15 protein-coding genes are annotated in these 17,164 nt (G+C 64.2%); 3 read left to right on the top strand and 12 right to left on the bottom strand.

From position 1 onward, the window contains the following. The first annotated feature begins 749 nt into the window (after window positions 1-749). The gene (locus tag MBTS_RS06085) at window positions 750-1,298 is read left to right on the top strand and encodes an HNH endonuclease (protein WP_018043045.1); all 549 of its coding nucleotides are present in this window, start codon (window positions 750-752) and stop codon (window positions 1,296-1,298) included. A 375-nt stretch (window positions 1,299-1,673) separates the two neighbouring features. Here the strand turns inward: MBTS_RS06085 and MBTS_RS06080 are convergent, their stop codons facing one another. The 3 genes from MBTS_RS06080 to MBTS_RS06070 all read right to left on the bottom strand — a co-directional run bounded on the left by MBTS_RS06080 (window position 1,674) and on the right by MBTS_RS06070 (window position 4,655). Further along, window positions 1,674-2,501 carry an outer membrane protein gene (locus tag MBTS_RS06080; protein WP_056141401.1) on the bottom strand — a complete coding sequence of 276 codons (828 nt, stop codon included), beginning with the start codon at window positions 2,499-2,501 and terminating at the stop codon, window positions 1,674-1,676. Window positions 2,502-2,719: 218 nt separating this feature from the next. Beyond that, window positions 2,720-3,577, bottom strand: coding sequence for an outer membrane protein (locus MBTS_RS06075; protein WP_192215257.1), 858 nt, complete (start codon window positions 3,575-3,577; stop codon window positions 2,720-2,722). A 226-nt stretch (window positions 3,578-3,803) separates the two neighbouring features. Next, window positions 3,804-4,655, bottom strand: coding sequence for an outer membrane protein (locus MBTS_RS06070; protein WP_192215256.1), 852 nt, complete (start codon window positions 4,653-4,655; stop codon window positions 3,804-3,806). Between the two features lie 229 nt (window positions 4,656-4,884). Here MBTS_RS06070 and MBTS_RS06065 point away from each other — a divergent pair, with 229 nt between their 5' ends. After that, a complete protein-coding gene (locus MBTS_RS06065) occupies window positions 4,885-5,208 on the top strand; it encodes an MmcQ/YjbR family DNA-binding protein (RefSeq protein ID WP_056141395.1) in 324 nt (107 codons plus the stop codon). On the opposite strand, the gene glmM is transcribed toward MBTS_RS06065, so the two are convergent. The 7 genes from glmM to MBTS_RS06030 form a co-directional block, all read right to left on the bottom strand. Then, the gene (gene glmM, locus MBTS_RS06060) at window positions 5,205-6,545 is read right to left on the bottom strand and encodes a phosphoglucosamine mutase (RefSeq protein ID WP_026175800.1); all 1,341 of its coding nucleotides are present in this window, start codon (window positions 6,543-6,545) and stop codon (window positions 5,205-5,207) included. The genes MBTS_RS06065 and glmM overlap by 4 nt on opposite strands. Window positions 6,546-6,643: 98 nt before the next feature. Then, on the bottom strand, window positions 6,644-8,545 hold the full coding sequence (locus MBTS_RS06055; RefSeq protein ID WP_238254068.1) for a hypothetical protein: 1,902 nt from the start codon (window positions 8,543-8,545) through the stop codon (window positions 6,644-6,646). Window positions 8,546-8,880: 335 nt separating this feature from the next. Further along, a complete protein-coding gene (gene ftsH / locus MBTS_RS06050; RefSeq protein ID WP_018043038.1) occupies window positions 8,881-10,800 on the bottom strand; it encodes an ATP-dependent zinc metalloprotease FtsH in 1,920 nt (639 codons plus the stop codon). 145 nt (window positions 10,801-10,945) lie between these two features. Then, the gene (gene tilS / locus MBTS_RS06045; protein ID WP_147831790.1) at window positions 10,946-11,953 is read right to left on the bottom strand and encodes a tRNA lysidine(34) synthetase TilS; all 1,008 of its coding nucleotides are present in this window, start codon (window positions 11,951-11,953) and stop codon (window positions 10,946-10,948) included. Next, window positions 11,950-12,918 (bottom strand): tol-pal system protein YbgF, encoded by a 969-nt coding sequence (ybgF, locus tag MBTS_RS06040; protein ID WP_056144685.1) that lies wholly within the window; start codon window positions 12,916-12,918, stop codon window positions 11,950-11,952. The genes tilS and ybgF overlap by 4 nt, the downstream gene beginning before the upstream one ends. 116 nt (window positions 12,919-13,034) lie before the next feature. Continuing rightward, a complete protein-coding gene (gene pal / locus MBTS_RS06035) occupies window positions 13,035-13,535 on the bottom strand; it encodes a peptidoglycan-associated lipoprotein Pal (RefSeq protein WP_018043035.1) in 501 nt (166 codons plus the stop codon). Between the two features lie 323 nt (window positions 13,536-13,858). Then, window positions 13,859-14,257, bottom strand: coding sequence for an Hpt domain-containing protein (locus MBTS_RS06030; protein WP_018043034.1), 399 nt, complete (start codon window positions 14,255-14,257; stop codon window positions 13,859-13,861). Between the two features lie 93 nt (window positions 14,258-14,350). Here MBTS_RS06030 and MBTS_RS06025 point away from each other — a divergent pair, with 93 nt between their 5' ends. Further along, window positions 14,351-14,752 (top strand): response regulator, encoded by a 402-nt coding sequence (locus MBTS_RS06025; protein ID WP_192215254.1) that lies wholly within the window; start codon window positions 14,351-14,353, stop codon window positions 14,750-14,752. A gap of 17 nt (window positions 14,753-14,769) precedes the next feature. Here MBTS_RS06025 and MBTS_RS06020 read toward each other — a convergent pair whose 3' ends face one another. Both MBTS_RS06020 and hemC read right to left on the bottom strand, forming a co-directional pair. Further along, window positions 14,770-15,810, bottom strand: coding sequence for a diguanylate cyclase domain-containing protein (locus tag MBTS_RS06020; protein WP_210322685.1), 1,041 nt, complete (start codon window positions 15,808-15,810; stop codon window positions 14,770-14,772). Between the two features lie 143 nt (window positions 15,811-15,953). Beyond that, entirely contained in the window at window positions 15,954-16,877 is a 924-nt protein-coding gene (hemC, locus tag MBTS_RS06015; RefSeq protein ID WP_147831792.1) for a hydroxymethylbilane synthase, read from the bottom strand. Window positions 16,878-17,164 lie beyond the last annotated feature (287 nt).

Raw genomic sequence — 17,164 nt, 5'->3', positions numbered from 1 at the left:
GGCTCCGTCTGCGCGGGGGCGGCGGGCGCCGCCTGGGCCAGAACCGGAAGGGGATTCAGTAGGGAAGCACCCATCCACGCGGCAAGGAGCGCTGCATGTCGCATTCTGCCCTTCATGAATCCCAGTTCCATGTCGTTCCTTTCATCGGCTCAGAACGCCCGCCCCTCTGGCGTCGGCAGGCGGACCCCGGCGCGTGGGGCAGGCACTTGCAGGCCCCGTCTCCGGAAAGAGCCGTGGCCATCACGGGAGCGCCAGCGAAGGCACCTCACACGCCGCAAGCGGCCGCGGGTCAAAAGTCGGATCGTCGGATGGCCGATCAATGGGGCGAAAGGGTGCCGCAGACACATCATTCGCTGAGGCGGCCCGAAAGATTGTGGGCCGCGACGTCGGGGATCGACCGGGCAACCTTCACAAGCGTGTCATGCTGATATTAGACTACCGCGCAATGGACAGAGCCTTTTCGTATCGACGCGAGGAGGTGGCGTTGGCCGTCCATGTTGATGTGCCTCGCCACGAACCGGGCGTTCCCGCCCGATACGACCGCTTTTGGCTAAGCCCAGGCCGGTCCACCCTCCCCGATCATCTGTTCTCTTCGCATCCTGTGCCGGTCCGGCGACCGAGATTTGTTCCCCGGATGCCAAAGTCGAAGACCGAACTGCCGGGACCTCCGATCTTTCATCATCCGGGGACGATGCCGCGCCGTAACGCGTTGCGTCGTCCCTTCGTCGATCCGTCAAGAGAGTAGCGCCATGCTGGATCTCCAAACGCTCGTCCTCAACGCGGATTACCGGCCGCTTTCGTATAATCCGCTGTCCTTATGGTCCTGGAAGGACGCTTTCACCGCCCTGTTCCTCGACAGGGTCACACTGGTGGCTAGCTACGATGTCGAGGCCCGCTCGCCGAGCCGCGCCCTGCGGGTCCCGAGCGTCGTCGCCCTCAAGAACTACGTGACCCTGGCGCGCAGTCCGGCCTTCACGCGCTACAACATCTACCTGCGCGACACCTTCTCCTGTCAGTATTGCGGACTTCGGATGCCCTCGGGCGGGCTGACCTTCGACCACGTCATTCCGCGTTCGCGCGGCGGATTGTCGAGCTGGGAGAATGTCGTAGCCGCCTGCTCACCCTGCAACCTGCGCAAGGCGAACCGCACTCCGGCGGAAGCGGAGATGCCGCTCCTGCATGAACCTCACCGGCCGACGCGGCATGAACTCCATCGTCGCCAGCCGGAATTCGATCACCGCGAATACCACCACACCTGGCTGGACTACCTGTACTGGGACAGCGAGCTCGAAAGCTGACGCCGGTCAGTCGTGGGAAAAGCGCGGTGGAGGTTCGTTGTAGACCGGTGCGTTGGGGTTGTGTGTGGGAACGAGACCAAGGACGACCGGCGGCTGGTAGATGGTCCGCGCAATGCGCGGTGCTGGTCGGTAGCAATGGTCGCGATAGGGAATCTGCGACGGCGGAAGGCTGCGATGGCGATCAACATCCGTGAGGTAACCATGTCCTACATGGACGCAGGATAGTCGGTCTCCCGTCTCGGCATTCGGCCCAGAGACGAACGCGATAGCCGCAATGCCGACGACGATCGTAGATCGTAGCATGGCGCAATCTCTCGGAGTGAGGATGGGACAAGCGGCCAGGTGTCTTGAGTAGACTCCGGTTTCAGGGGAAAATTAGAACTTGATGCCGACCGCGCCACGAACAGTATTGACGTTTACTTTCACGTCTCCGAATTTCGCGAACTGCAGATATTGGTACTCACCGCGTACGAATATGTTTTGTGTAAGCAGGTAATCCCCGCCGATACCAAGCGCATATCCAAGGCTGTATTTCTCTTTGGTGGTGCCGCCGCTTTCGCTCAGGCCGCCAACCAGATTCGTTCGATTGATGTCCGAATATTCCCTGAGATCGACGCTCACGTCATTGCCGACTACGGCTCGACCTATCGCCAACCCGGCTGTCACGAAGGGCAGAAATGCTCCCATCGGATAACCCGCTCGCATGCGTATCGTCGCATAATCCTGAAGGCTGGCATGCGCGGCGGTGGAAATCCTGTAAATATCATAGGTTCCGTTGCTGAGCATCACGCGCCGGGTGAGGCTGTCCTCCGATCGTCCTTTCTGATTGACGCTGGTATAATCGACCTCCAGGCCAATGACTGCCTCGTCGAATTGATAGTTGTAGCCGGCAAAGCCTCCAATCCCGACATCGTGGGGCCGAGCAGGTTTCAGAGTATTGCTTCCCGAGATGCGATACTCGCTCTCGATAGCCGTGCTGCGAAGGATCTGCGCAAGATCCGATTGACCGGAGGATCCGAAATTCAGCGACGTCGTGGTGTATCCGGCATGGCCACCGAAATAGCCACCGTTCCAATCAATCTCGGCCGAGGCCGTCTCGTAATCCGGGCCTCGCAACACGCCATAGTCAAGGTCGGCAGCGTGGGCTGCTGGATGGCAAACGAGGGCAACGCCGGTGAGGAGTGCAAGGGTGACGGTACGCATCGAGGTCGTCCTCAGGGCTGCAGCCCGATTGTTCTTTCCGAACCTTGCGTCGTTTCTAATACAGTAACCTTAATGGTCCGTTGCGGTCGGATTCAATGAATTACGGCAAGGTCTATTCTCGTGGTCGCACGACGAGAAAGCCCGCACGGCGCGGGCCGGGCGGGCTTTAAGCGTGTATGTGTAAGACGCCCGAAGGTCCCGGCGCGCCGCGCCCTGCCCTACTCGTAGGGATTGCCGCCACCGTAACCGCCGCCCCCGAAGGCGGCGGCACCGCCGGCGAAACTGTAGCGCAGTCCGACGCGGACCTCGTTGGCCGAGATGTCCTTCAGGCGTGTGCCGAAGCCGAAATCGTCGAGGCCAGTCTTGGCGCGGCCGAGATTGACGTAACGATAGTTCGCGTCGATCGCGAAGCCTGCGCCGATCTCGTAGGAGACGCCTCCGGTCAGCGCCCAGGCCAGGGAGGTGACCGAACCGTTGCGACGCGCGGCAGCGGGGCGAGGGCCAACCACCGGGCTTCCGTCACAGAGCACGGGAACGGTGCAGGTCGTCTGGGTATAGGCGTTGCGGAAGTCCTTCTGAGCGATACCGATGCCGCCGCCGATGTAAGGGGTAAGCCCCCACCATGTACCGAGATCCGCATAGACGTTCACGAGAGCCGTCAGCACGTCGAGCTTGCCGGCTTCGACGTTGTACCCGTTCGCGAAGTTCGAGCCCGACGAGTAGGTGCTGAAGCGGCTGGGCAGGCGCTGGTCGATGGTGGCGTCCATGCGCAGCCAGTTGTTGAAGCGGTAGCCGATGCCGCCGCCATAGCCGGGCTGATGGCTCAGGCGCAGCCGCACCAGGGGCGGCGTGCCCGGTTCGACCAGCGTCGCGTCCTTGGGGTGATCGAAATAGCTCTCGGTGAAATCTGCGCGCAGGTACCAACCGGTGCCGATCTGGACCGGGGCGGGAGCCGGCGGAGGTGGCGGCGGCGGCAGGAGGTCCGCGGCGAGGGTCGGCGCGGCAGTGCCGATCGCCAGTCCAGCGAGGATCGCAGCGAGGGCTGCGGTGCGGTATGGGCGGGGCGGAGTCATCATGGTCCTCACGGAGGCATCGGCCGGAAAGCGCATGTTACGGATGCATGCCGGCGAGGGGGTCGACTGACCAAGATGATGAATTTAAAAGGTTATGATCACCTTAACCCTAACGGCGCGTCAGCTGGAAAAGACAAATCGCGGCGGCGTTAACCCGGCGGTCGTGCGCGCACGAACGAAGACGGCGCGGATACCTATCCGCGCCGTCTTCGTGGTGTCATTGATAAATTCAGTATTTACGGACGATCGGTTCCGGCATCGGCTGATACTCGACCGCCGGAGCAACGGCGCCGCCGAGGATCCAGCGCATGCCGACCTTCACATCATGCGAGGCGATGTCCTTCAGGTGGTAATCCGTCTTGCAGAAGGGCGGCGCGTCGCAGGTGATCGTGCCGGTCTGCGCTGAACCCATGTTGAGATAGCGATAGGCGAGCTCGAGCTTGAGGTTCGGCGTAATGGAATATCCGAGACCGGCATGGGCCGCCCAAGCGAAACTGAGCTTCTGCTTCTCCGGACCCGAGCCAAAGCCGCCCTGATAAAGGCCTTGGCCGTTGTCGGTCACGCCGCCGAACATGTGGTGTGCAAAGCCGACACCTGCGCCCACGAACGGGGTGATGCCGTAATATGTGCCGAGATCGACGTAGCCGTTGGCCATGCCGACCACTGAGGAGAACTTCCCGGACGTGCGATTGATGCCGCCGCTCGGCGTCTCGGCCGCATAGAAGATCCATTTCGCTTCCGAGCGGTACTCGCCGGTGAAATCGAAACGAAGCCAGGAATTGGCCTGATAGCCGATACCCGCGCCCACGAACGCCTGGTTGCCCAGATAATCCTTTAGGACATTGTACTTGTACGGGATCGGAGGGATGGTGACGTCCTTCGCGACGGTGTGGCCTTCGCCCAGAATACCGGCACCGGCGTCGCCGCGCAGATACCACGCCCCGCCGATCTCGACCGGCGGGGGCAGCGGCTCGGGCGGTAAAGTGGGAAGCAAGTCGGCGGCCTGCGCGAGGCATGGCGCTCCCACGCTCGCAAGGAGCGTGATCGAGCGCGCCAAGGCAGAAAGCTTGGAACGGCGCATAATGGATCCTTCAACTCGATCGTTCGGCTGAAGTGTGGGAGCACCAGCCTGGATGACGACCCCATCATCCGTCGGATGAGTTAAATCGCGCTTAACGTTAAACGTTAGCCTTTCCGAACCGTTAGAGTCCAAAGCCCTACTGCAACTTGCAGACGATATCGACGCGTCGCATGACTTGCATTCGCGCTGCGTCTCCCTGGTTGTCGCGAGTCATGAGGCGGAGAAATCGATGCGTCCTGAAGACGTGCGCGCCCTGGCGCTAATGCTGCCCGGCGTGGAGGAAGGCGCCCATATGGGCCATCCGGATTTTCGCATCGGCGGGCGGATCTTCGCCACCCTCTGGATCGACGACGAACGCGTCGTTCTCAAATTTCCGGCCGAGCATCAGGCGCTCTTGGTCGAGGCGGAGCCGGACCTGTTCGACCCCGTTCCCGGCGCCTGGGGGCGGCGTGGCTGGACCAACCTGTCCCTGGATGGAGCCGATGAGGAGACGCTCAGAAGCGCTCTCCTCACGGCATGGCGCTACCTCGCGCCGGAGGCGTTGCGTGATTAGGCCGCGGCTTTGGCAACGGCGTCAACGATATCGTCCACCACTTCCGTGACGAGGCTACGGTCATCGCCCTCCGCCATCACGCGAATGACCGGCTCCGTGCCTGACGGCCTGATGACGACGCGGCCGGTCTCACCGAGACGCTCGCGGCCATGGGCGATGGCGGTGACGACCGCATCCTGCTGCAGCGGCGCGCCGGAGCGGTAGCGCACGTTCTTGAGGATCTGCGGCAGCGGGTCGAAACAATGGCAGACTTCGCTCACCGGCCGCTCCTGGCGCTTGACCACGCTCAGAAGCTGGAGTGCCGCTACGAGACCGTCCCCGGTGGTGGCGTAATCCGACATGATGATGTGCCCCGACTGCTCGCCGCCGAGATTGTAGCCGTGCTCACGCATGTGCTCGAGGACGTAGCGATCACCGACCGCCGTGCGAGCGAGGCCGAGGCCGATCCCGCCGAGGAACCTCTCGAGGCCGAGATTGGACATGATCGTTGCGACGATGCCGGGCTGGGTCAGCCGGTCGTCGTCCTTCCAGGACCGCGCCACGACGGCCATCAACTGGTCGCCATCCACCGACTGGCCCTTCTCATCGACGATGAGAACACGGTCCGCGTCGCCGTCGAGGGCAATGCCGATATCCGCCCGCAACTCCCGCACCTTGGCGGCAAGGGCCGCAGGTGCCGTCGAGCCGACATCGTGGTTGATGTTGAAGCCGTCGGGGTCGACACCGATGGCGATCACTTCTGCGCCGAGCTCCCAGAGAGTTTCCGGCGCGACGCGGTAGGCCGCGCCGTTGGCGCAATCGACCACCACCCGCAGGCCGTCGAGGGTGACGTTGCGGGGCAGCGTGCGCTTGGCGAATTCGATGTAGCGGGCGTGCACGCTCTCGATCCGCTTGGCGCGGCCGAGATCGCGCGGGCCGGCAAGCTTCTTGTGCAGCTCCCCGTCGATCAAGGCTTCGATGGCGCGCTCGACATCGTCGTTCAGTTTGAATCCGTCCGGGCCGAACAGCTTGATGCCATTGTCCTCGAACGGATTGTGCGAGGCGGAGATCATGACCCCGAGATCGGCGCGCATGGAGGGGGTGAGCATGGCCACGGCCGGCGTCGGCATCGGGCCGAGCAGCATCACGTCCATGCCCACCGATGTGAACCCCGCGACGAGAGCCGTCTCGATCATGTAGCCGGACAAGCGGGTGTCCTTGCCGATCACGACCCTGTGGCGGTGATCGCCCCGCTGGAACACCAATCCCGCCGCCTGCCCTACCTTGAGAGCGAGTTCAGGAGTGATCACCCCATTGGCGCGGCCCCGGATGCCGTCTGTGCCGAAATACTTACGCACGTTCTTCAATCCTGATCGTCACGGCCCGTCATAGCCGGTTTCGTTTCGCTGAATGGTATCGAAGCATGGCAAACGAATGGTGCTCCGTCCCAGTTCGGTCAAGCTTCGTCGCGGGTGAGGAGGCCGGTGAAGCCGGTAATGATCAGGGAAACGAGGACGGCGCCCTCGATCTGCTCTGCGATGCTGAAATAATAGAGCGCCACCCCTCGCCAGGTCGCCGTGTTCACCCGCCAAAACCGGTCCGTGCCGGCATCGAAGAGCGGCATGAAGGTATCGAACGAATAGGCCAGCGGATCGAAGGCCGGGTAGAGGTTGACGAGCTTATCCCTCGCCTCGTCGCTGCTCGTGACGCCGGGCACGAAATCGGCCGCCGCCGTTCGGACGAAGATCTCTCCGTCCTGGCAGAGACGTGGCCCCGCTTTGCACGACTCGAAGGCAGCGCCGGTATAGACGGCGGCCCAGACCACGATGACCACAACCGACCAGCCCACGGCCTTCCACGGATTGAACCCATAATCGGCCAGGACGTGCAGCAGCCAGTTGATGCAGCGCAGGAACCACCCGGTTTCACGCGCGTGCCGTTCGGCCACGCGGCGGGCGATTGCGATGCGGTGAGCATCCTCTTCGTAACCCTGGCTCGCCAGCACCTTGGCGAGATGGCGCCAAGGTTGCGGGCGAAGCCGGGTGAAGAGATCGTCGCGGGATTGCCCGCGGAGCCAGCGCTGCCTCGCCGTATGCGTCGGCAGCGAGGGCACTGCGTCGCCGTCTGGATTGTCTAGATGCTGGTATTCGAACCCGTCTAAGATGAGGTGATCGGCGTCGCGATCCTTCGCATCGCGAAACCTGTCAGGACCGAGACTACGGCGGAGGGGCACAGGAACTGGCCAGGCGGAGGCAAAATCCACATAGGTGCCCACCTTCAGCCGGGAGAGATCGACGATTCCGCGCGGGCGTCCGCATCCCGGATACCGCATGTCTGTGGCATCCGGCATGATAAGGTGCGAAATATTGGATTCGCTCAGATCAAGGGCAACGAAGCGCAAGGGATCGTCTTCAAAGCTCGCCACCCCATGCGCAGATTCGCCGTAAGTGTCCTGGGCAATCGCGCTTGACAGGATGTGGCTGCCGGAGAGATCGAGGGAGCCGCGAATCTCGACCCCCGAGAGCAGGATCGCACCGGTGACATAGGCGTCGCGCCCGATGATGAATCGTCCCTTCGTCTCGATGCCGCGCCCATCGAGCGCACCGGACGGGCCACCCGTCAGAGTGCCTCCGCTGATCTCGAAATGATGCTCCACGGTTGCGCGGCTGAAATTGAGGCCGCCGTTGATCGTGCTGGGAATGGGGACGTTGTCAGGTCCGACTCCGCCGCGCAGGATGACGCTGCCGATACGGCTGCCCTGGGCATTGATGGCGGTACCGTTCGGTTGGTGGAATGTCGCCCCCTCGGCGGCAAACTGCGCGGCAATGTGAGCGCTGACGAGGTGGCAGGTGCCCATGATGGTCGCGCCATCGAGGAAGATCCCCGCTACCGTGATGTCCTGCACATCAATGGCATCGCCGGCGGGGTTGTCGAAGACCGCACCCACGGCGACGAATTGCCCTCGGATCGTCGCACCGAGGAAGCGGCACCCTCCCTTCACCGCCGCATGATTGAGGAAAGACCCAGCCATGGAACTGCGCTGGGCGTTGATCGCATCTCCATTGGGGTGATCGAACACGGCTCCGTCTGCCGTGAATGTGCTGGCGATCGAGGCTCCGCTGATATCGCAGGTGCCGGTGAAGGTGGCATGCGAGATGAAGAGCGGTCCGGCAATTGTCACGCCTTGAGCCGACAAGCCGTTACCGATGCGGCTCTTCTCGAAAGACAATGTCCGCGTATGGCTGTTGCTGATGTCGATGCCGTCCGGGATCTCCGCATCGTCGATCCAGAGCGGTCTGACAAGGTAGCGGTCGGCACAGGCAAGGAGGCCCAAGACACGGCCGCCGACGAGCCGCACGCCCTCGGGAGCCACGGGCCAGTCCGTTCTCTCGGCGCAGACGAGAGCCCGGATCACGCTGGCGCGGATGGCCTCCCCGGGGGCGAGCCTCAGGATGTCGCCTGCACGGCCGGCCTCGACGAGACGGTGTTCCGGATCAGTCAGTTCACCGATCGCGTCCTGTGCCGCTTCGTGCATCGATAGTGGCGCCTTATCGCGACGATGGACACGGCCGACCCGCGCCTCGCCATATGGTCGATCCGCGATGCCGTCCGGATTGGGCTTTGGCAACCAAAAGAAAAGCGGCGAGGTCGCCCTCGCCGCTTTGTTATCTTCGTAGAGTGATCACGCGGGCGTCACGCCTGCGGTTGGGGCTCCAGCCCACCCTCGCTGTCCCGCGGACGGCCGCGACCAGCGGAGGGGACGGAAGAACCGCGAATAGGCGCCGGTCCATCGCCCGCATCGCGGATCGGCGGCTTTCCTGCGATCAGGTTCTTGATTTCGTCCCCCGAAAGGGTTTCGTATTCGAGGAGCCCCTGGGCGAGCGCTTCGAGATCGTCCTTGTGCTCTCCGAGGATTCGACGGGCTTCCTCGAGGCCGGTCTCGACGAGACGGCGGACCTCGGCGTCGATCTTCTGGGCGGTGGCCTCGGAAACCGTCTGCTGACGGCCCATGGACATGCCGAGGAAGACCTCGTCGTTGTTCTCGCCGTAGGCCACGGTACCGAGCTCAGGAGAGAAGCCCCACCGGGTCACCATCATGCGAGCGAGACGGGTCGCCTGCTCGATGTCCGACTGGGCGCCCGAAGTCACCTTGTCTGCACCAAAGGTCATCTCCTCGGCGATGCGGCCGCCCATCATGATGGCAAGACGCGAGGTCATCTGCTCGAAGCTCATGGACAGCTTGTCGCGTTCCGGCAGCTGCATGACCATGCCGAGCGCCCGGCCGCGCGGAATGATCGTCGCCTTGTGGACGGGATCGGTGGCCGGCACGTTGAAGGCGACGATGGCATGACCGCCCTCGTGATAGGCGGTGAGCCGCTTCTCATCCTCGGTCATGACCAGAGTGCGCCGCTCAGCACCCATCATCACCTTGTCCTTGGCGTCTTCGAACTCGTGCATCGTGACGATTCGCTTGCCACGACGGGCCGCGAGGAGAGCGGATTCGTTGACAAGGTTCATCAGGTCGGCGCCGGAGAAGCCCGGGGTGCCGCGCGCGATGACCTTGAGGTCGACATCCGGTGCCAAGGGCACCTTGCGGACGTGGACACGCAGGATGCGCTCACGGCCGACGACGTCGGGATTCGGCACCATGATCTGACGATCGAACCGACCCGGACGCAGTAGGGCGGGGTCGAGCACGTCAGGGCGGTTCGTGGCCGCGATGATGATCACGCCCTCGTTGGCCTCGAACCCGTCCATCTCCACGAGGAGCTGGTTCAGGGTCTGCTCGCGTTCGTCGTTGCCACCGCCCAGGCCGGCACCGCGATGGCGGCCCACTGCGTCGATCTCGTCGATGAAGATGATGCAGGGTGCGTTCTTCTTCGCCTGCTCGAACATGTCGCGGACACGCGACGCGCCGACGCCGACGAACATCTCGACGAAGTCGGAGCCCGAGATCGTGAAGAACGGCACGTTGGCCTCGCCCGCCACTGCACGGGCAATGAGGGTCTTACCCGTGCCAGGAGGGCCGACGAGGAGCACACCGCGCGGAATGCGGCCGCCGAGACGCTGGAACTTCTGGGGATCGCGCAGGAACTCAACGATCTCCTGCAGGTCTTCCTTGGCTTCCTCGACGCCGGCGACGTCGTCGAAGCTCACGCGGCCCGACGCCTCGGTAAGAAGCTTGGCCTTCGACTTCCCAAAGCCCATGGCGCGTCCGGCACCCGACTGCATCTGGCGACTCAGGAAGATCCAGGCGCCGATGAAGACGAGGATGGGCAGCCAGCTCACGAGCAGCTGAATGAACCAGGGCGTGTTGTCCGAGGGGGGACGCGCTGTGATCTGCACGCCCTTGCTCTGAAGCTTGGACACCAGGTTAGGATCGTTGGGCGCGTAGGAGGTGAAATTGCCACCACCGACATAGGTACCGCTCACGTCCTGCCCGGAGATCACCACCGTCTGGATCTTGCCGGAATCGGCATCGTTCAGAAGCTGGCTATAGGCGATCTCACTGCCGCCGCCGCGATGTCCCGGATTCTGGAACAAGGTGACGAGCGCCAGCACGAGCAGGAAGATGACGACCCACAAGGCAAAGTTGCGGAAGTTCGGGTTCATCGATCAATCCCTGGGGGCGTCCGGTCCCGCGTTTGGTGGACGGATCACGCGGATGCATGTCGGCAATGTAGGCAGTGCCGCCCCCCTTGCCAAGTAAATCGGGCCAGCCTGCGGCAAGCCAGTCAGGGGAAAGGTGAGCGCGCCCCTAAGATGGAGACCGCCGGGGCGGGGCTGTGCGTAAGGAGAGGACGCCCTCCGCGTTCAGATCGACGAGGATGCCGCGAAGGGTCCTCCGCATGGCGGTGCCTGCAACGAGGGCCGGCCGGAGACCGTCGACGACGAGACGTTCCAGGCGTTCGAGGCGAATAGCCCCTCCCCCGCCAGCCTCGTGCAATGCGAGTCCGACAACGCGGATGAGGATCGCATCCGGCAAAGCCGCCAGCGGAGGGGCATCCAATACGACGGCATCTGCGGTGATGCGGAGTGCGGTGAAGGCGGCGCAGGCGGCGTCGCGTAACGCGTCTTCGTCGCGAGCCATGCGGGCGGCGAGGCGGCGGAGCCGCTCGGGGCTGAGGCCTTCCGCCGCGAGATCGGGCATGAGGCGGCGCAGGCGCGCGCGCGCGAAGCGCTCATCCACATTCGAGGGATCGCGCGCGGAAACCAGCCCATGGGCAGCGCAGTAGGCGACGAGGTCCGCCTTCGGGATATCGAGGAAGGGCCTCGCTAGGCGCATTCCCGGCGCGAGGTCGCGTTCGCGCCGCATCCCGGCGAGCCCCCCCGGACCGCTTCCGGCGAGAAGCCGCATCAGCACGGTCTCCGCCTGATCGTCGGCGGTATGACCGGTGAGAATGGTATCGGCACCGACCCGGCCCGCGCATTCCGCGAGGAGGGTGTAGCGCGCGTGACGGGCGGCGGCTTGAATACCACGGCTCGGCTTGTCGCCGTCCCAGGTCAAGATGTGATGGCTCAGACCGAGTGCCCTGGCGGTGAGACCGACGCTCCGGGCCTCGTCGCCTCCTTCTGCTCGGAGGCGATGATCCACCGTTGCCACCTGGATCGGATGCGCCGAACCGAGCCGGGCGGCCGCATGCATCAACGCGGTGGAATCCGGTCCGCCGGAGACGGCGATGAGAAGGCGGCTGGACCTGAGATACGGCATTAGCGCGACGGCGAGCGTCGCATCGATGCCGTCACTCGATGGAGCGGCGTTCAAGCGGCGCAGCGTGCGCGTTTCTGCTCGCGGACCACGCTTTGGCGGACACCCTGTGCGGCGGAAGGAAATTTGCGTTCCAGTTCCGCGAGGGTCGCGCAGGCCTGTTCGCGAGCGCCGAGGGCATTCAGCGAGATCCCTAGCTTCAGCATCGCGTCCGGCGCCTGGGGCGAGCGCGCGTAATCCGTGGAGACCTTCAGGAACTGCTCGGCCGCCTCGCGGTTGCGGTTTCGCTGGAGGTAGCTCTCACCGAGCCAGTAGGTCGCCGACGGCACCTGCGCGTCGCGCGGATGCGACTGAATGAACTGGCGCAGGCTCATCTCCGCCTGTTCGTAATGCCGTCCGGCGATGTAGCCGTAGGCCGTCTCGTAATCCGCACGTGCGTCCCCCGTCGTGGTCGCGGCCACGCTGGTCATCGGGCGTGCCGGGCTCGGCAGCGTGCCGGTTGTGGGCACGCGTGAGGGGGGCGTGAGGTCGACGGGGCCGCCCAGGCCGGGAGGAGACAGGCCAGGCTCCTCGTCATCGGCATCGACCACGGTGGGCGGTACACTCGGGCCCCGTGACGACGGCGCAGCGGCGATGGCGGCGGAGGGGATGGTCGTGCCGAGCTGCATCGGCCCGCCGGGACGGCCCGGATTCTGCTCCGGGTCGAAGGCATCGCTGCGCTTCTGCTGCTTGGCTTGTCCGGGATTGGTGCCGGACGGAGGGGCGGTAGGCTTTCCACCGCCACTCTTGCCTTCCTGCAGCCGGTATTCGACGTCCTCCTGGAACTTGCGAAGCTGTTCCTTGAGCTGGCGATTCTCGTATTGCAGCGTCTCGATCTGACCCGCCATCTGGCGAGACTGGTTCTCGATGCGGTTCAGGCGAACGACGAACTCCGACGCATCCTGAGCCGCCGCCGGACCGACGGCGGTCAGAGGGGCGAGGAATGCGAGAAACGTGGCCGTGAGAAGCAGGCGGCGGAGCATGGGAATCGGCACCTGTGATCGGATCGGACGGGGATGCATCGGCAGCGCCCCGCCGATAGCAGATGTGCCGGGACGCGGCAAAAAAAGGGCCACGCCTGCGAAGGTCACCTTCGCCTTCAGGAGCCGGCGCCCCGGTCGAGGACGGTTACGGCGCGGCGGTTCTGAGACCAGCAGGAGATGTCGTTACACACGGCGACCGGGCGCTCCTTGCCGTAGGAGACCGTCCGCATCCTTCCGGCGGCGAGTCCACGCGAGGACAGGTAGTCCTTGACGGATTGAGCCCGGCGCTCGCCGAGCGAGAAGTTGTACTCGCGGGTGCCGCGCTCGTCGGCATGGCCTTCGACAAGGAATGTGTAGCGAGGGTAGCGCTGCAACCACTGAGCCTGTTTGTCGAGGGTGGCGGTGGCAGTCGGCGTCAAGTCGGTCGAATCCGATTCGAAGAAGACGCGGTCGCCGATATTGACGACGAAGTCTTGAGCGCTGCCCGGCGTATTGGCGCCGCCTGCAAAACCCGAGGCGTCGGCGAGATCCTTGTCGTTGGTGCAGGCAGCGACACTGAGCGCGGCGCAAAGGGCTGCCGCGAGCGGAAACACGCGAAAGCGCGCGGTCATGGACATGGTCTTGCTCTCCTCGGGCGGGGCGTCCGGTTCCGGGACGTCCCCACGGGGCCGTTCGGTGGTGCGACCTGTGTAGGTCGAGCGGGTTAAGCGAAGGTTCCGTCAACCTTGACGGGGTGTTTCAAAGGCCGAATTCCAGTCGCCGTATGTGACGCTCGGCACCTCGATTTCCCAGAATGGCCTCGTGACCTGCGCAACGATCCGTGTCGCACCTCAAATGCGGCAGTCACGCGACGGATAAGCCGCGCGCTCCGCACTCTTGGCGGGTGTGCCTTCGGCGCAACGGGTTCGTGCCATGAGCTTCTCAAGGAGCACGATGGCCATCATTCGCGCGCGCCCAAGACGGCGAGGGCGGTCAGCGCGCGGTCGGCGGCGATCCGCCCTTCCTGCAGCGGGATGGCGATGTCGTCGCCCTTCAGGCAGGCCTGTTCGATGACCGAACAGCACCGCGAAAGGTCGAGAAAACCGAGAGACCCGCTCGATGCCAACAGAGCATGGGCATCCTGCGCGATAGTGGCCCGATCGTCGTTCCCGGCGGGAAAGCGGACGCGGATCTCGACGACGAGCAGGGACAGAAGCCGTTTCAGATGGTCGTGCCCGAGAAGAACCTCGAGTTCGGCGAGCGTTGCCTCGTCGCAGACCGTCCCTCTCCCCTTGTCGGACGTGTGCTCCACCGCTGCCTCACGCATCGTCGAAGGGTATTTGAACGACCCACCGTCCATGTCGCCGACGATCTCCGAATCGACGCGACCATTGATGGAAGCTTAACCATTAATGCAGTTATTTGTTGATGTATGAAAGGGTCGACAGCCGGCATGAGTGGCGCACCGAACGTTCTGATCGTCGAGGACAATTTCCTCCTGCTGGATATGTTGACGATCCAGTGCGAGCGTGCCGGCCTCACGGCCGTCGCGGCGTCCAGTGGCGAAGACGCTCTGACGCTTCTTAGAACGCGTGGTGCCGATTTCGACTGGTTGCTGACCGATATCAATCTCCCGGGATTGATCGACGGATGGACGGTGGCTCGCGCCTTCCGCGAGGTTCGTCCTGACCGCCCGGTCATCTATGCGTCGACGAATGCCTATTTCGATCGCAGGCCACTTCGAGGAAGCCTCTCGGTCCGCAAGCCGTTTCAGATCCGCGAGATCGTCGCCCTTGCCCGGATGATGGCGGCGGAGCGCGGCCTATCCCCCGCTCTGGTATCGCACCACGCATAGGCGTGAGACGGTCGCCGTCATTTCGCCGGAGGGGCTAGGCGGAATGTCCCGCGCCCATCCGCCTTGGCCGCATAGAGGGCCATGTCGGCCTCTGCGAAGAGGTCCTCCGGACTGTGGCTCACCATCGTGGCGATGCCGATGGAGACGCCGATCGTGAAGGTCCCCTGCCCCCAGGCGATGGGCGGCACCATGGCGGCGATGATCCGTTTCGCCAGGGTCGCGAGGCCCTGTGTGCCGATGGTGGCGCCGACGACGACCCCGAACTCGTCACCCCCGATGCGTGCGACGAATTCCGTGTGACGGCACGTCTCTTTGAGGCGGCGCCCCACCTCGGCGAGACAGGCATCGCCGGCCATGTGGCCATGAAGGTCGTTGACCTGTTTGAAGCCGTCGAGGTCGAGGAGCAGCAGGGCTCCCAGTCGGTCCATCCGGGTGAGGCGGCCGTAGAAGCTTGTGCGGTTGGGCAGGCCCGTCAGGGTATCGAACTCCGCGAGATAGCGGGTCCGGTCGGCGAGAATCTTCTCCTCGGTGATGTCCTGCTTCATGCCGAAGATGCGGACCGGTATTCCTCCCTCGCATTCCACCGTAGCGGTCAGGCGGATCCAGCGTCGGTTGCCCAAAGCCGTTACGATCTCGGCGTCCAGGGTAAAGCCGCCACGCTCGGCGATGGCCTCGCTCCGAAGTGTGTCGAGGCGGACGCGTGACTCCGGGCTGTAGCAGCCCAGGGTCGTTTCGCGGTCCACCGCGGAGCCCACCGGCAGGTCGAACATCCGGTAGACGGCATCGGTCCAGGTCAGTGCCTCGTCTTCGAGGCGGCATTCCCACACTCCGATCCTGGCCACGGCCGAGGCGCGTTCGAAGATCTTACGGCTGTGGGCAAGAGACAGGGCCTGGGCGTCGATGAAGCGGGCCTGGTCCTCGATACGGGCCTGGAGGGCCGCGATCACTTGTGCATCCTCGCGGCGCTCAACCGTGATCTCTTCCCGTCCTGGGGTATCCCCGTCGAGATGGATCAGCACCGGTGAGCGGGACGACGGGTGGGCGCAGACCTCATCCATCTGTATCCCCGAACCGCAAAGAGTATAGGACTGTACCCTTACCGTAGCCGATGAGCGATTAACCGTTCCTCTCCTATCCGCAACGCGCGAAGTTGCCGCGCCTACCCCGGATCGGCATTGATGCCGTTGGAGCGGGAGACCGCTTATTGCAGATGTTTGGCGTAGGTGTCGCCGGCTGCGCGTTTCAGTTCGGCTCCGGCATCCTGTCCGATCCGAGCGGCGTCCGATACCGTGCCCCTACGGCGGACCGCCCAATGGGCGCTGCCGTCAGGCAGGAACAACAGACCGTCGAGGGTCAGCACGTCGCCGTCGATCCGCGCCAGGGCCGCGATGGGTGTGCGGCACGATCCATCGAGTTCCGCCAGGAGCCCGCGCTCGGCGTCGAGTTCGGACGTGGCCGTGGCGGATCGAAGAGGGGCGAGCAACGCACGAACGTCGGAATCCGCCTCCCGGCATTCGATGCCGAGTGCGCCCTGCGCCACGGCGGGGAGCATTTCGTCCACGGCCAGGACGCTCCGTGCCATGTCGGCCATACCAAGGCGTTCGAGGCCGCAAAGGGCCAGGAGCGTCGCCTCGCAGGTGCCCTCCTGAAGCTTGCGCATCCGGGTATTGGCGTTGCCGCGCATGGGGACGATGCGCAGGTCCGGGCGGCGCATGAGGACCTGAGCGGCTCGGCGCAGGGAGGACGTGCCGACGCGGGCGCCCGGCGCAAGGCCGGCAAAACCCTCCGCTTGCGCGGAGAGGAAGGCATCGCGCGGATCGTCCCGTTCCAGGATGCAGGCGATGACCAGCCCTTCGGGCAACCAGGTCTCGACATCCTTCATCGAATGTACGGCCACATCGACCACGTCGGCGAAAAGGGCCTGTTCGAGTTCCTTCGTGAACAGTCCCTTGCCGCCGATCTCGGAGAGCGGTCGGTCGAGGATGCGGTCGGCCACCGTGTTGACCACCACCAACTCTGTCTCCAGCCCCGGATTAGCCGCCACGATCTTATCGCGGACCATTCCCGTCTGTGCGAGAGCCATTGGGCTACCGCGGGTGCCGATGCGGAGGGGGCGCTGGATCATGGGCGATGGACGCCTGTGCAAGGACGCTACGGATGAAGCCGCCTCTATCGAGGACGGTTTCCCTCAGTAAGCAGTCCACGGTCGGCTGTCACCGTGGCGAAGGCTTCGCCCGAATCGCGCGCCAGGGTGTGGAAGGATTCATTTCATCCAAACCCGATCATCGAATCCTTACGAAAGACGGCCGACTGTGGCGAGACCTGCGGTCGAGACGAGAGAGATGGCTCCGAGCAAGCTCGAACGGTTCCGAGACGCGCATTTTCCCCAGGCCGACGACGAAGCTTCTGGTC

This window comes from Methylobacterium bullatum (assembly GCF_014845095.1).
Lineage (GTDB): Bacteria > Pseudomonadota > Alphaproteobacteria > Rhizobiales > Beijerinckiaceae > Methylobacterium > Methylobacterium bullatum.
The sequence above is the reverse complement of the archived record's forward strand: the minus strand, read 5'-3'. Positions and strand labels throughout refer to the sequence as shown.